Annotated in this window: 14 protein-coding genes; 4 read left to right on the top strand and 10 right to left on the bottom strand. The window is 74.7% G+C overall.

Annotation, left to right across the window (positions count from 1 at the left end; genetic code table 11):
- Positions 1-134 precede the first annotated feature (134 nt).
- Both ABD158_RS03425 and ABD158_RS03420 read left to right on the top strand, forming a co-directional pair.
- On the top strand, positions 135-1,235 hold the full coding sequence (locus ABD158_RS03425) for an HpcH/HpaI aldolase/citrate lyase family protein (RefSeq protein ID WP_344003699.1): 1,101 nt from the start codon (positions 135-137) through the stop codon (positions 1,233-1,235).
- Positions 1,232-2,104 (top strand): HpcH/HpaI aldolase/citrate lyase family protein, encoded by an 873-nt coding sequence (locus ABD158_RS03420; RefSeq protein WP_344003697.1) that lies wholly within the window; start codon positions 1,232-1,234, stop codon positions 2,102-2,104. The genes ABD158_RS03425 and ABD158_RS03420 overlap by 4 nt, the downstream gene beginning before the upstream one ends.
- A 12-nt stretch (positions 2,105-2,116) precedes the next feature.
- Here ABD158_RS03420 and ABD158_RS03415 read toward each other — a convergent pair whose 3' ends face one another.
- The 8 genes from ABD158_RS03415 to ABD158_RS03380 form a co-directional block, all read right to left on the bottom strand.
- Positions 2,117-2,653, bottom strand: coding sequence for a cysteine dioxygenase (locus ABD158_RS03415; protein ID WP_344003694.1), 537 nt, complete (start codon positions 2,651-2,653; stop codon positions 2,117-2,119).
- Positions 2,650-3,594: an amidohydrolase family protein gene (locus ABD158_RS03410; protein WP_344003691.1), complete on the bottom strand. Its 945-nt coding sequence runs from the start codon at positions 3,592-3,594 to the stop codon at positions 2,650-2,652. Before ABD158_RS03410 ends, ABD158_RS03415 begins: the two co-directional genes overlap by 4 nt.
- Before the next feature lie 118 nt (positions 3,595-3,712).
- Positions 3,713-4,018 carry a hypothetical protein gene (locus ABD158_RS03405; protein WP_344003688.1) on the bottom strand — a complete coding sequence of 102 codons (306 nt, stop codon included), beginning with the start codon at positions 4,016-4,018 and terminating at the stop codon, positions 3,713-3,715.
- A 25-nt stretch (positions 4,019-4,043) separates the two neighbouring features.
- Positions 4,044-4,982 carry an ABC transporter substrate-binding protein gene (locus ABD158_RS03400; RefSeq protein ID WP_344003685.1) on the bottom strand — a complete coding sequence of 313 codons (939 nt, stop codon included), beginning with the start codon at positions 4,980-4,982 and terminating at the stop codon, positions 4,044-4,046.
- Positions 4,982-5,941, bottom strand: coding sequence for an ABC transporter substrate-binding protein (locus tag ABD158_RS03395; RefSeq protein WP_344003683.1), 960 nt, complete (start codon positions 5,939-5,941; stop codon positions 4,982-4,984). The genes ABD158_RS03400 and ABD158_RS03395 overlap by 1 nt, the downstream gene beginning before the upstream one ends.
- Positions 5,942-5,986: 45 nt before the next feature.
- Positions 5,987-6,745 (bottom strand): ABC transporter permease, encoded by a 759-nt coding sequence (locus tag ABD158_RS03390; protein WP_344003680.1) that lies wholly within the window; start codon positions 6,743-6,745, stop codon positions 5,987-5,989.
- Between the two features lies 1 nt (position 6,746).
- On the bottom strand, positions 6,747-7,415 hold the full coding sequence (locus tag ABD158_RS03385) for an ABC transporter permease (protein ID WP_344003677.1): 669 nt from the start codon (positions 7,413-7,415) through the stop codon (positions 6,747-6,749).
- Positions 7,416-7,418: 3 nt separating this feature from the next.
- Entirely contained in the window at positions 7,419-8,495 is a 1,077-nt protein-coding gene (locus ABD158_RS03380) for an ABC transporter ATP-binding protein (protein ID WP_344003674.1), read from the bottom strand.
- A 106-nt stretch (positions 8,496-8,601) separates the two neighbouring features.
- Between ABD158_RS03380 and ABD158_RS03375 the strand changes: the two genes are divergently transcribed.
- Complete coding sequence (locus tag ABD158_RS03375) at positions 8,602-10,197, top strand: aromatic amino acid lyase (protein WP_344003671.1); 1,596 nt, start codon at positions 8,602-8,604, stop codon at positions 10,195-10,197.
- Between the two features lie 426 nt (positions 10,198-10,623).
- On the opposite strand, the gene ABD158_RS03370 is transcribed toward ABD158_RS03375, so the two are convergent.
- A complete protein-coding gene (locus tag ABD158_RS03370) occupies positions 10,624-11,172 on the bottom strand; it encodes a cupin domain-containing protein (RefSeq protein WP_344003668.1) in 549 nt (182 codons plus the stop codon).
- Positions 11,169-12,194 (bottom strand): amidohydrolase family protein, encoded by a 1,026-nt coding sequence (locus ABD158_RS03365; RefSeq protein WP_344003665.1) that lies wholly within the window; start codon positions 12,192-12,194, stop codon positions 11,169-11,171. Before ABD158_RS03365 ends, ABD158_RS03370 begins: the two co-directional genes overlap by 4 nt.
- Positions 12,195-12,453: 259 nt before the next feature.
- Here ABD158_RS03365 and ABD158_RS03360 point away from each other — a divergent pair, with 259 nt between their 5' ends.
- Positions 12,454-13,506 (top strand): LacI family DNA-binding transcriptional regulator, encoded by a 1,053-nt coding sequence (locus ABD158_RS03360; protein ID WP_344003662.1) that lies wholly within the window; start codon positions 12,454-12,456, stop codon positions 13,504-13,506.
- Positions 13,507-13,530: the final 24 nt, after the last annotated feature.

Here is a 13,530-nt window from a genome sequence, read left to right as displayed (position 1 = left end):
CGCCGCCGGCGACCCGGAGCCGGGCGGGGCCGCGGACGGCGGCCGGGGACGCGGCGTGCTGCGCCGCCTGCGGCGTCGCGGGCCGAGAGATGGGTCACAGGACGACGGGGCTACCAGCCGGTAGGTTCCGGGCCATGCGTCCCGCCCGTGACTTCTTCGCCCCGCTCGCCGTCGGAGCCCCGCCGCCGCTGCGGGAGATCCCGGCCCGCCCGAGCCGCGCGATCCACTTCTTCGACCCGTCCAACGAGAAGATGGCCGGCAAGGTCCCCGGCATGGTCGGCACGGTCGACGTGCTGCTCGGCAACCTCGAGGACGCCGTCAAGGCCGCCAACAAGGAGGCCGCGCGCGAGGGCCTGGTGCGGATCGCCCGGGACACGGCCGGGCTGGGGGGCGAGGGTGCGGCCACCCAGCTGTGGACCCGCGTCAACGCGCTCGACTCGCCGTGGGTGCTCGACGACCTCACCCGCCTCGTCACCGCGGCGGGGGACCGGCTCGACGTGATCATGGTGCCGAAGGTGCAGGGCGCCGAGGACATCCACTACGTCGACCGGCTGCTCGCGCAGCTCGAGGCGAAGGCCGGGCTCGAGCGGCCGCTGATGGTCCACGCGATCCTCGAGACCGCCCGCGGCATGGCCAACGTCGAGGAGATCTGCGGCGCCAGCCCCCGCATGCAGGGCCTCTCCCTCGGCCCCGCCGACCTCGCCGCGGACCGCCGCATGAAGACCACCCGCGTCGGCGGCGGCCACCCCGGCTACCTCGTCCGCCAGGACCCGGCCGACGGCAGCGCGGAGGCGATCGCGGCGCCGCGGACGTCGTACCAGCAGGACCTGTGGCACTACACGATCGCCCGCATGGTCGACGCCTGCGCGATGCACGGCATCTCGGCCTACTACGGCCCCTTCGGCGACATCGCCGACACCGTGGCGTGCGAGGACCAGTTCCGCAACGCGTTCCTCCTCGGCTGCGTCGGTGCCTGGTCGCTGCACCCGAAGCAGGTCGAGATCGCCCACCGCGTGTTCAGCCCCAGCCCCGAGGACGTCGCCCACGCACGGCGGGTCGTGGCCGCCATGGGCGACGGCACCGGGGCGGTGATGCTCGACGGCAAGATGGAGGACGACGCCTCGCTGAAGCAGTGCCTGGTGATGGTCGAGCTGTCCGAGCAGCTCGCGGCCGCCGACCCGGCCCTGGCCGAGCGGTACGCCGCGGCGCAGGCCGAGCAGGAGGCCTCCGCGTGAGCACCCACGACGGCTTCACGCCGCTCCGCTCGGTCCTCTACATGCCGAGCTCCAACGCCCGCGCGCTGGAGAAGGCCAGGACGATCGACTGCGACGCGCTGATCCTCGACCTCGAGGACGCCGTGGCCCCGGACGCCAAGGCCGACGCCCGCCGGGCCGCCTGCGCGGCCGCGGCGTCCGGCGAGTACGGGCGGCGTGCGGTCACGATCCGCGTGAACGCCCTCGGGACCGAGTGGCACGACGCCGACCTCGCCGCGGCCGCCCAGGCCTGTCCCGCCGGGATCGTGGTGCCGAAGGTCTCCTCGGTCGAGGACGTGCACACCCTCGTGGCCGCCATGGAGGCCGCGGGCGCCCCGGAGCACACCAAGCTCTGGGCCATGATCGAGACCCCCGACGGCATCCTCGACGCCCGCGCGATCGCGCGTGCCTCCGAGCGGCTGACGGTCCTCGTGCTCGGCACCAACGACATCGTCAAGGAGCTGTACGCCGAGCACGTGCCGGGGCGCTGGAACATCCTGCCCTCGCTGCACCAGGTGCTGCTCGCCGCCCGCGCGGCGGGCGTCGAGGTGGTCGACGGCGTCTACAACGACGTCAAGGACACCGAGGGCTTCCTCGCCGAGTGCGAGCAGGGCCGCCGGATGGGCTTCGACGGGAAGACCCTGATCCACCCCGGCCAGGTCGAGGGCGCCAACCGCGCCTTCTCCCCCGACGACGACGCCGTCGCCGACGCCGAGGGCCTGATCGCGGCCTTCGACGAGGCCGGCTCCGGCGTGGCGACCTACCGCGGCCGCATGGTCGAGCAGCTCCACGTCGACTCGGCCCGCCGGACCCTCGCCATCGCCGAGGCCATCCGCGCCCTGGGGGCCTGAGGGTCGCCGGGCCTAGTCCAGCGGGCGCAGCTCGTCGGCGTAGGACACCGAGAACCGGCGCATGACGCCGTCGTCGGAGATCGAGTACTGGCCCATCCGCCACAGCGGCGGCGAGTAGGCGTGGATGGACACCGACCCGTCGACCGCCCCGATCATGCGGTGGATGTGGTCGGGACCGAAGGCGATGGTCTCGCCGACGCCGGCGACGTGCTCGGTCGGCGTGCCACCGAGCCGCGGACGCGACTCGGCCACGGCGCCCCGGGTCACGACGACCGCGCCGGAGGAGACGTCGTGGTCGTGCCACCCGGTGTCGTCGACGGTGTTCCAGCACAGCAGCCAGATGTCGACGTCGGTGTCGCGGTAGAGGGAGACGTAGTGGCGCCCGCCCGTGTCGTGGCGCGCGTGCTCGGCCCACAGCTCGGGGCGGGCGGCCAGGTCGAGCACGAGGTCGCGCAGCTCCTCGGGGCTGAGCGTGCGGTGCGGGATGTCCGGGAGCTCCTCGGCGGCCAGCACACAGCGCGGTCCGGGGGAAGTCGGAGCCAGGGTCATCGGTGTCCTCCGTTCGTCAGGTCGTTCGTGGGGTCGTGCAGGAGTCGGTGCGGGTTGACGGTGCTGACGGCACGGGCGAACGCCTCGCCCAGGCCGGGGTCGGTCGCGGGGTCGAACGGCACGGCGTACGGCCGGTCCGACCCCGCGACCAACGGATCGACGCCCACGACGCGGGCGACGGCGTCGACGGCGCGCGCGCCGTACGACGAGACCTCGTAGAACACCCCGGGGTCCACGGCCCCGAAGGCCCCGCCGCGCGCCGTCAGCCGCTCGTGGTGCAGCAGCGCGAGGCCGGCGAGACCGACGAAGGCGATCCTCAGCCCCGGCAGCAGCGAGCGGCCCACGGCGTGCCACGCGAACCACGCCGCCGCCTGCTGGGCCGGGTACGACGTGAGCGCGGGCCACCACCCCGGAACGACCGCGGACGAGCGGGCCGCGGGCCCCGGGTGCACCATCACCGGCAGCCCGGCGCCCTCGGCCACGGCCAGCCACGGGGCCAGGCGCTCCAGCGCCCAGGGGTCGGCCATCGCGGTCGCGGGGACCTGCAGACCGACCACGTCCGGGCGGGCGAGGGTGCGCGCGAGGCCGGCCAGGTCGGCCTCACCGAGCACCGGGGCGGCCCACCGCCGGTGGTGGGCGGCGAGGTCCGCCTCCGGCGCGTGCCAGGCCTCGACCAGCGCGTGGGCGTCGTCGGCGGGCAGGTGCTCGACGCCGAGCGGGCTCGACAGCGACAGCAGTGTCAGGCCGACGCCGTCGGCGCGGTCCTGCTTGGCGCGCAGCTCGACGTCGTGGTCGGCCGCGTCCACCTCGTACGGCGGCTCACCGTCGAGGTGCAGCGTCCAGCCGTCCAGGTACGGCGCCACCCGACGCCGCCGCAGGGCCTCGACGAGCGCGGCCGGCCACACGTGCTGGTGGCAGTCCACCCTCCCGGTCGCGTCCATCGAAGTAGAGTAACCATGTCGACTTTGTTGGCAAGTCAGGTGTCCACACCGGCGCGTCGGATGTCGATGAGGCCCCGCCCGGCAGGTCCGATCGCCCGCCCATCGGCGACCCGCCCGGTCAGAGGCGGCCCCAGCCCATCGCCCACGACCCGTCGTCGTCCGCGTCCTGGTCGGCGTCCGCGAGGAGGGCCGCGTCGGCGTACGACGTCAGGGACTCGGGGTCGTAGCCGGGACGCACCGGGTGCCCGAGAAGGCGGAGCTCGTCCTCCGACGGGGGCGAGTCGTCGTAGAAGCCCACCACCCGGCCCTCGCCGTCACGGTGGAGGACGAGGCGACCCGCGTCCACCAGTCGCTGCACGTGGTCGGCGGACAGGCCCGACGCCGCGCAGAAGTCGTCGACCCGGATCCACCCGCTGTGCGCCACTCGACCGCTCCCGACCCCGACCCGATCAGTCGGTGACGCCCTCGCTGGACAGGAAGTCCTCGGCGACGACGGCCGGATCCTCCCGGTCGAGCTGCACGCGGGCGAGGTAGGCGGTGAGGTTCTCGGTGGTCAGCGCCGCCGAGACCGCGTCGAGGGCCTCGGTGACCTCGGGGGTCGCCGCGTCGGAGCGGATCAGCGGCAGGATGTTCTGGACCGCGAACAGGTTCTCGGGGTCGTCGAGGACGACCCAGTCGTTCTCCACGATCGAGGAGTCGGTCGAGAAGACGCTGGCGACGTCGATGTCGCCCGCCTCCAGCGACTGCTTGACCAGGGGGCCGCTGGAGTCGAGGGGCTTGTACTCCTCGAACTCGAGGCCGTAGACGTCGCGCAGGCCCGGGACGCCCTCGGTGCGGTTCTCGTACTCCGGGCTCGCGCCGAGGACGAGCTGGTCGGCGACGGGCTCGAGGTCGGCCATCGACTCGAGGTCGTACTCCTCGGCGGTCTCCCGGGTGACCGTGAGGGTGTCCTTGTCCTCGGCGGTGGAGCGCTCGAGGGTCTCGCTGCCCTCCGGCAGCACGTCGGCCAGCGCCGCGTCGACCTGGTCGGAGGTGCGGACGTCCTCGGGCACGGGCTCGGGCGCCACGAGGTAGGCGAGCAGGGCGCCGTTGTACTCGGGGAGGAGGTCGATCGAGCCCTCCTCGAACGCCTGGAGGTAGACCTCGCGGGCGCCGATGTTGGGGCGGTACTCCACCTCGACCCCGGCGTCCTCCAGGGCCTGGCCGTACATCTGCATCAGCAGCTCGTTCTCGGGGAAGTTCGCCGACCCGACGGTGATCGAGCCGGCGTCGGTGCCACCTCCGCCCGAACCGAGCGGGTCGCCACCGCCGCCGGAGCCGCACGCGCCGAGGCCTCCGCTCGCGAGGAGGCCGAGCACCGCGATCCCGACGGCGGTGACGCGGGGCATCAGCCCAGCACGCCCTCGTCGGTGAGGAACTGCTCCGCCACGACGGAGGGGTCCTGCTGCTCGAGCTGGACCATTGCGAGGTACTCGGTGAGGTTCTCGGTGGTGAGGGCCTCGGAGACCGCGTTGAGGGCCTCCTCGGCCTCGTCGGTCAGCGCCTCGGACTGGATCAGCGGCACGATGTTCTGCGCCAGGTACAGGTTCTCCGGGTCCTCGAGGACGACCCAGTCGTTCTCGGTGATCGCCGAGTCGGTGGAGAAGATGTTGGCGACGTCGATGTCCCCGTTGGCCAGGGCCTCCTTGGTCAGCGGACCGCCGGCGTCGAGCGAGCGGAAGCTCTCGAACTCGACCCCGTAGACCTCCTGCAGGCCGACGAGGCCCTGGAAGCGCTCCTCGAACTCGGGCCCGGCGCCCACGACGAGCTGGTCGGCGACCGGCTCGAGGTCGGCGATGGACTCGAGGTCGAACTCCTCGGCGGTCTCCGGGGTGACCGTCAGGGTGTCCTTGTCCTCGGCCTCCGACTGCGGGAGGGTCTCGCTGCCCTCGGGCAGCACGTCCTGCAGGGCCTCGTAGACCTGCTCGGAGTCGGTGACGTCCTCGGGGACCAGGTCGGGCGCCAGCAGGTAGCTCAGCAGCGCGCCGTTGTACTCGGGCAGCAGGTCGATCTCGCCGTTCTCGAACGCCTCGAGGTAGACCTCGCGAGCGCCGATGTTGGGCTGGTACTGCACCTCGACGCCGGCGTCCTCGAGGGCCTGGCCGTACATCTGCATGAGCAGCTCGTTCTCGGGGAAGTTGGCCGAGCCGACGGTGATGGTGCCGGCGTCGCCGTCACCCCCGCCGCCCGACAGCGGGTCGCCCCCGCCGTCGGAGCCGCTGTCGTCGGAGCCGCAGGCGGCCAGGGCGCCCCCGGCGAGCAGCAGGCTCGCGGCGAGCAGGGTGGTGGTGCGGGTGGTACGACGCATGGTTCGTGACCTCTCGGGTGGGGATGGCTGACAAGGCTAGGTGGATCAACCGACGCCGGCGTCGGGCGTCCCGCCAGACGGCCCGGCCTCGGCGATCCGCCGCGACATGGCGAACTGCATGGCGCGGGACGGCTGACGGGTCGCGCGACCGTCGGCGCCGGGTGAGACGAGGACGCGCTGCAGCGCCGACCACAGGAGGTCGAGCAGCACCGCGAGGACGGCGACGAGCACCGAGCCGGCCACCACGCGCGGGTAGTCGCGCAGGGCGAGGCCGGAGAACAGGTAGGTGCCCAGGCCGCCCTGACCGACGTACGCGCCGATCGTCGCGGTCGCGACGACCTGGAGGGTGGCGTTGCGCAGCCCGCCGAGGATGATCGGCAGGGCCACGGGCAGCTCGACCTGGGTGACGATCTGCCGCTCCCGCAGGCCGATCCCCCGGGCGGCGTCGACCACGGCGGGGTCGACGGCCCGGATGCCGGCGTACGTCGTGGTGAGGATGGGCGGGACCGCGAGGGCCACCAGCGCCGCGATGACGGGCACCAGCCCGAGGCCCGCGACGGCCAGCACCAGGAACAGGATGCCCAGCGTCGGCACCGCGCGGGCGGCGTTGCCGGCGTTGATGGCAAAGAACGCGCCCTTGTTGGTGTGGCCGATGAGCAGGCCCAGCGGGAAGGCGATGATCGCGGCGACCAGCACGGCCGCGGCGGTGTAGCCGAGGTGCTCGACGATCCGGGTGCCGAAGCCGTTGGTCTCGAAGGTCCAGTTGGCGCCGTCGAGGAGGTAGGAGAAGAAGCTGCCGTCCATGTCAGGCCCCCTGCCGTGCGCGGGTCCAGGGGGTGACGGCCCGCTGCACGAGGACGATCACCAGGTCGGCGGCCACGGCGAGCAGCACCGAGAGCACCAGGCCGATGACGATGGGCGGCGGGTAGAAGCCGAGCTGGAAGCCGCGGGTGAACAGCTGGCCCAGCCCGCCGATGCCGACCAGCGCGGCGATGCTGGCCATCGACACCGACGCGACCGTGGCGACGCGCAGACCCGAGAGCACGACGGGCAGCGCGAGCGGGAGCTCGACGGTGAACCAGCGGCGCACCGGCTTGTAGCCCATCGCGGTGGCCGCCTGGACGATCGCCGGGTCGACCGAGCCGAGCCCGTCCGCGGTGGTGCGCACCAGCAGCGCGAGGCCGTAGATCGTGAGGGCGATGACGACGTTGTTGGGGTCGAGGATGTTGGTCTGCACGATGCCCGGGATCACGAGGATCAGCGCGAGCGAGGGGATCGTGTAGAGGATGCTCGACAGCGTCAGCAGCGGCACCCGCAGCCAGGCGAAGCGGACCACCAGGAAGCCGAGCGGGAGCGACAGCACGAACGCGATCACGACCGGGACGAGACCGATGTAGAGGTGGTCGCGCAGGGCCTCGAGCACCACCGAGCCGTTGATCTCGAGGTACTCGACGAGGTCGGAGAAGAACTCCACGCCTCAGCCCTCGGCGCCGGCCGTCGAGCGGCCGTGGCTGCGCAGGCGCTCGAGCTGGCGGGTGCGCAGGTGCTCGGCGACGACCGCGTGGCGCACCAGGCCGTCGACCCGGCCGCTCGCGTCGACGCGGACCGCGGCGCCCGCCGGCGAGAGGATCGCGAGGTCGGTGACGCGGCGCATCGTGTCGGAGGCGGTGAAGGTGCCCTCGGTGGGCAGCCGGCCGCCGGTGGAGCCGTCGCCGTCCCAGCCGAGCGCCCGGCCGTCGCCGTCGAGGGCCAGGCGCAGGCCCTCCACCACGGTGTCGGCGGGCTCGACCGGCAGGTGCTCGGCGGAGGAGAAGGACAGGCCCCGGTAGCCGCGGTCGCGCCCGACGAAGCCGGAGACGAAGTCGTTGCCGGGGTCGGCGAGCAGCTGGTCGGGCGGGCAGAACTGCTCGAGCCGGCCGCCCTCCGCGAAGACCGCGACGTGGTCGCCCAGCTTGATGGCCTCGTCGATGTCGTGGGTGACCATCACGATGGTCTTGCCGAGCTCGCCCTGCAGCCGCAGGAACTCCTGCTGCAGCCCGTCGCGGACGACGGGGTCGACCGCGGAGAAGGGCTCGTCCATGAGCATGACCGGCGGGTCGGCGGCGAGCGCGCGGGCGACGCCCACGCGCTGCTGCTGGCCACCGGAGAGCTGGACCGGGTAGCGGTCGGCGAGGTGGGGGGCGAGGCCGACGCGGTCGAGCAGCTCACGGGCCTGCTCGCGGGCCTTCTTGCGCGACGTCCCGGCGAGCACCGGCACGGTGGCGACGTTGTCGACGACCGTGCGGTGCGGGAAGAGGCCGGCGGCCTGGATCACGTAGCCGATCCCGCGGCGCAGCTCGGCGGGGTCGGTGTCGCCGACCGGCTTGCCGTCGATGCGGATCGTGCCCGAGGTCGGGTCGATCATGCGGTTGATCATCCGCAGCGACGTGGTCTTGCCGCAGCCGGACGGGCCGACCAGCACCGTGATCGCGCCGTCGGGGATCGTCAGGTTGAGGTGGTCGACGGCGGTGGTGCCGTCGGGGAACGTCTTGACGACGTCGTCGAACTCGATCACTGCCGTCTCTCCTCGCGTGCACCTTGCTGGGTCACCCGACGAGCGGTCAGCCCGGGCCGGACGAACCGAAATCAAACCACGGTTGTGGTCAATCTAGGCTCGCGCCATGTCCCAGGCCGGTCACGATCCCGCCTCGGCGCGCCCGGCGCACCCGGTCACCGCGCCCGGTCTGACGCCGCGCATGGTCGCGACCTTCGCCCACGGCCTGGCCCACAGCGACACCGTCACCGCCGTCGACCTGACGCTCGACGAGCAGGCGCTCGCGCCGGCCGCCGCCGGCCACGCCGGCCTGCGCGCCGCTCGCGTCGCCGGGGCGGTCTACGGACTGACCACGGGCGTCGGCGCGCTGCGCCACGTCGCGGTCGCCCGCGACGCCGGGGTCGACCTGCCCGGCACCCCCGCCCCGATGACGGACGACGTCGCGCCGGGCGGGATCGGCGTACGCCCGCACGGGACGCACACCCTGCGCCTGTGGCGCAGCCACGCGGCCGGGCTGGGGCCCGAGCTCGACGACGCGACCGCGCGGGCGACGATGCTGATCCGGCTCCACCAGCTGCTCAAGGGCAGCTCGGGCGTCAACCCCGAGCTGATCCGCGGGCTCGGGGAGGCGCTGGCCGCCGGCGCCGTGCCGTCGATCCGGCCCCTGGGTGCGATCGGCACCTCCGACCTGTCCGGGCTGGCGCAGCTGGGCCTGACGCTGGTCGGCGAGCTGCCGTGGCGCTCGGTCGGCCAGGGGGGCGGCGTCGAGCCGGTGATGGCGGGCGACGGCGACGGGCTGCCGTTCCTGTCGTCGAGCGCGGTGACCACCGCCGCCGGGTCGCTGGCCGCGCGGCGGCTGCACGGGCTCTCGCGCACCGCCGAGGTGATCGCGGCGCTCTCGCACCTGGCGCTGCGCGGGGCGAGCGAGGCGTACGACGCCCGCGTCCACGCCGGCAAGGACGACCCGACCGCTGCCGCGGTCGCGGGCCGGATGCGGCGCCTGCTCGGACTCGACGACCCGGCGGTCGCACGACCGCCGAGCCGGCTGCAGGACCCGTTCAGCCTCCGCGCCCTGCCGCAGGTGCACGCGCCGCTGCAGGACGCGCTGACGACCGCGGACCGGGCCCTGGCCGCGGAGATCGGCGCGGCCGCCGAGAACCCGCTGCTGGTCGACGTCTCCGCCCTGCACCACGGGCAGTTCCACACCCAGCGGCTCGCGGCCGCCCTCGACGCGACCCGCGCCGCGGCGTACGGGGTGCTGGGGCTGTCGACCGCCCGCACCTCGGCCCTGCTCAATCCCGACCTGACCGGTCTGCGCGCCTTCCTCGCCGACGGGCCGGCGGATTCGTCGGGGCTGATGATCGTCGAGTACGTGGCCGCCGACCTGCTGGCCCGCGCCCGCGGGCTGACGCTGCCGACGAGCACCGGCCACGCCGTGGTCTCGCTGGGGCTCGAGGAGCACGCGAGCTTCTCCACCCAGGGCGCCATGGCCACCGACGACCTCTCCCGGCTGGCCTCGGACCTGCTCGGCGTCGAGCTGCTGACCGCCGTCCGCGCCCTGCGCACCGACCGCGCCCGCCTCGCCGACTGCCCCGCCCGCGAGCTCTTCGAGCTCGCCGACGACCTGCTCCCCGACGTCGCCGGCGACCACGTCCTCGGCCCCGGCCTCCGCGCCGCCGCCCAGCTCGTCCGCGACCACTCCGACGTCCTCGCCGACACCTGAGCCTCGACCCGGGCCCGCGTCGCCGGTAGTCCCTGACGTCCCGACCACACAACCCCCCGTACGACGGCCACACCGTCACGGACTATCCCCGCCGCCCGGCCCGCACACCCGGGGCGGGGTAGTCCCTGACGTTCCGACCACACAACCCCCCGTACGACGGCCACACCGTCACGGACTATCCCCGCCGCCCGGCCCGCACCCAGGCCCCGGTAGTCCCTGACGTTCCGACCACACAACCCCCCGTACGACGGCCACACCGTCAGGGACTACCCCCGCCGCCCGGCCCGCACGCCCGGGGCGGGGTAGTCCCTGACGTCCCGACCGCACAACCCGTCGTACGACGGCCACACCGTCACGGACTACCCCCGCCGCCCGGCCCGCACGGCGGCGGCGGCGGCGACGACGACGACGACGACGACGACGACGTCAGTCGACCGGGCGCAGCTCGTCGGCGTAGGAGACGGACCAGCGGCGCATGACGCCGTCGGGCGAGATGGCGTACTGGCCCATGCGCCACAGCGGGGGCGAGTAGGCGTGGATGGAGACCGAGCCGTCGACCGCGCCGGACATGCGGTGGATGTGGTCGGGGCCGAAGGCGAAGGAGCGGCCGGCGGGCACGGTCCGCGAGGCGGGGACGCCGCCGAGCCGGGGGCGCTGCTCCACGACCGCGCCGTCGACGACCACGACGGCGCCGGCGGAGGTGTCGTGGTCGTGCCAGCCGGTGTCGTCGGTGGTGTCCCAGCACAGCAGCCACACGTCGACGTCGGTGTCACGGTGCAGGCTCACGTAGTGGCGCCGGCCCGTGCCGTGCGCCACGTGGTCGCGCCACAGGGCGGGACGGGCGGCGAGCTCGGTGACCCAGGCGCGCAGCTCGGGCTCGCTGAGGGTGCGGCCCGGGAGCGGCGGCAGCGCCGCGGCGGGCAGGGTGCCCGACCCGTCGGCAGCAGCGGGGCGGGTCTCGGGGGCGAGGGTCATCGGGGGCCTCCGTTCAGCAGGTGGTGGGGGTTGGTGGCGCGCAGGGCGCGGCCGAAGGCCTCGCCGAGGCCGGGGTCCGTCGCGGTGGCGTAGGGCCGGTCCGACCCGAGGACCAGCGGGTCCACGCCGACCACGCGCGCCATCGCGTCGATCGCGCGCGGACCGTACGACGAGGTCTCGTAGTGGACGCCGGGGTCCACGGCGCCGAGTGCGCCGCCGCGCTGGGCGAGCCGCTCGTGGTGCAGCGGCGCGAGGCCGGCCAGGCCGACGAACGCGATCCGCAGCTCCGGCAGCAGCGCCCGGCCCGCGACGTGCCAGGCGTGCCACGCCGCCCCCTGCTGCCCGACGTACGACGTGAGCGCGGGCCACCAGCCCGGCAGCGGCCGGCCGTCGAGGCCTCCGGCACCGTGGCCCACGGGGGCGGCCGGTCCCGGGTGGACGAGCACGGGCAGGTCGGCGACCTCGGCCGTGCGCAGGACCGGCGCCAGCGCCTCGAGCGCGCCGGGCGTCGCCATCGCGCTCGCGGGGACCTGCAGGCCGGCCACGCGGGGGTGGGCCAGGAGTTCCGCGAGCTCGACGAGGTCGGGCTCGACGAGGCGGGGAGAGGCCCACAGCCCGTGGTGCGACGGGGCTCCCGCGGCCGCGGCCGCGGCCTCGAGGTCGTCGGCCAGCGCGTGCCAGGCCGCGAGCAGCGGGGTCGACTCCTCGGGCGGCATCGACTCGATGCCCAGCGGGGCCGACAGCGACAGCAGCGTCAGGTCGACGGCGTCCGCACGGTCGACGGCCTCGCGCCGGGCCAGGTCGTGGGCGGCCGGGTCGATCCACGTCGTGGGCTCACCGTCGAGGTGCAGCTCCCAGCCGACGAGACGCGGTGGGGCCGTCCGTCGTCGTAGCCCCTCGAGCAGGCCGACGGGCCACAGGTGCTGGTGGACGTCGGTCGTGACCGGGCGCGCGACGGTCTCGACGGGCCGGGTGGGGGACGATAGGAAGCGCTTCACAACATCTCCAGTGAAGCGCTTCACTCCACCCTGGTCAACTCTCGGGCGTGGGCCCCCGATCCGTCGCCCGCAGGTCGCCGTCCTCGATCGGCCCGCGGTCCCGCTCCCGGTCCCGACGCAGCGCCTCCCGCACCCGACGACGTCGGCGCGCGCCCCACCACCGCGCCACGGCCCCCCGCGGCCCGGGACGGTCTCGGTGACGCCAGCCCGCAGGTTCCATCCAGACGCCAACGACCTGCGGCGACACAGGTCACGGCCGCCGCGGCGCCCCTAGGCTGGGTGCGTGCCGAAGCGCCCGACCCTGCAGGACGTCGCCACCGCGGCGGGCGTCTCGCCGGCGACCGCGTCCTACGCCCTGCGCGGTGAGCGGGGCGCGGACGCCACGGTCGAGCGGGTCCGGGCGGCGGCCACGCGGCTCGGCTACGACGCCGACCCCATCGCGCGGGCCCTCGCGACCGGCTCCACGGGCACCGTGGGCGTGCTGTGCGGGTCCACCCGCGACCTGTGGCAGCAGCGGCTCGCCGCCGACCTGTCCCGGGCGCTGCTCGCCCGCGGCCGCCACGCCGTGGTCGCGGACGCCGACGGCGACCCGGACCGTGAGCGGACCCAGCTGGAGAAGCTGCGCGAGCAGCGACCCGACGGGCTCGTGGTCGCCCCGCTCGACCCCGGGGCCGACCACTGGCACGACGTCGCCGAGCGCTTCCCGGTCGTGTGCGTCGGCGAGCGTCTGCCCCGCGCGCCCTCGGCGGGCGCGGTGGTCTTCGACAACGACGCCGGGGCGGCGCTCGTGCTCGACCACCTCGCGGCCCTGGGCCACCGCCGCCTCGTGGTGGTGCTGCCCCCGCGTCCGAGCACGCCCGCCCGGCCGGCCGAGGACCTCGTGCGCCGCCACGCGGCCCGGGTCGGCGCCGAGGTCGTCCTGGTCCGCCCCCCGCCCGCGACCGCCGACGTCGCCGCCCAGCGCGATCACCTCGTCGCCGCGCTGGAGGGGCCGGGGCGCGACGCGACGGCGGTGTTCTGCCTCTCGGACTCCCTCGCGTTCGCCGCGCTGCGCGCCGCGTCCCGGCTCGGGCGGGGGGTGCCCGACGACCTCGCGGTCGTGGGCTTCGAGGACCTCGACCTCGGCGACCTCGTCGGTCCCGGTCTCACCACGGTGGGCTGGGGGCCTCCCACGGACGGCCCCGACCCCGCGGTGGCCGACGCGGTCGTGGACGCGGCCGTCGCCCAGCTGCTGACCAGCATCGAGGCCGGCACGCCGCCCACCCTGACGACCATCGCGCCTCGCCTCGTCGTGCGGGGCTCGACCGCCCGGCGCCGTGTCGGTCCGGACGAGTAGAAGACCCCACGACAGCCCCGATCC

Origin of the sequence: Nocardioides lentus (assembly GCF_039529515.1) — a bacterium.
GTDB classification, from domain to species: Bacteria; Actinomycetota; Actinomycetes; order Propionibacteriales; family Nocardioidaceae; genus Nocardioides; species Nocardioides lentus.
Note: the sequence above shows the minus strand (reverse complement) of the source record. Positions and strands in the feature narration are given on the sequence as shown.

What these genes read in the sequence shown, in the direction of transcription:
- ABD158_RS03395 (WP_344003683.1), bottom strand. Translation starts at nt 5,941, where the DNA reads ATGCGTCGTACCACCCGCACCACCACCCTGCTCGCCGCGAGCCTGCTG.
- ABD158_RS03375 (WP_344003671.1), top strand. Translation starts at nt 8,602, where the DNA reads ATGTCCCAGGCCGGTCACGATCCCGCCTCGGCGCGCCCGGCGCACCCG.
- ABD158_RS03390 (WP_344003680.1), bottom strand. Translation starts at nt 6,745, where the DNA reads ATGGACGGCAGCTTCTTCTCCTACCTCCTCGACGGCGCCAACTGGACC.
- ABD158_RS03425 (WP_344003699.1), top strand. Translation starts at nt 135, where the DNA reads ATGCGTCCCGCCCGTGACTTCTTCGCCCCGCTCGCCGTCGGAGCCCCG.
- ABD158_RS03410 (WP_344003691.1), bottom strand. Translation starts at nt 3,594, where the DNA reads ATGGACGCGACCGGGAGGGTGGACTGCCACCAGCACGTGTGGCCGGCC.
- ABD158_RS03370 (WP_344003668.1), bottom strand. Translation starts at nt 11,172, where the DNA reads ATGACCCTCGCCCCCGAGACCCGCCCCGCTGCTGCCGACGGGTCGGGC.
- ABD158_RS03400 (WP_344003685.1), bottom strand. Translation starts at nt 4,982, where the DNA reads ATGCCCCGCGTCACCGCCGTCGGGATCGCGGTGCTCGGCCTCCTCGCG.
- ABD158_RS03415 (WP_344003694.1), bottom strand. Translation starts at nt 2,653, where the DNA reads ATGACCCTGGCTCCGACTTCCCCCGGACCGCGCTGTGTGCTGGCCGCC.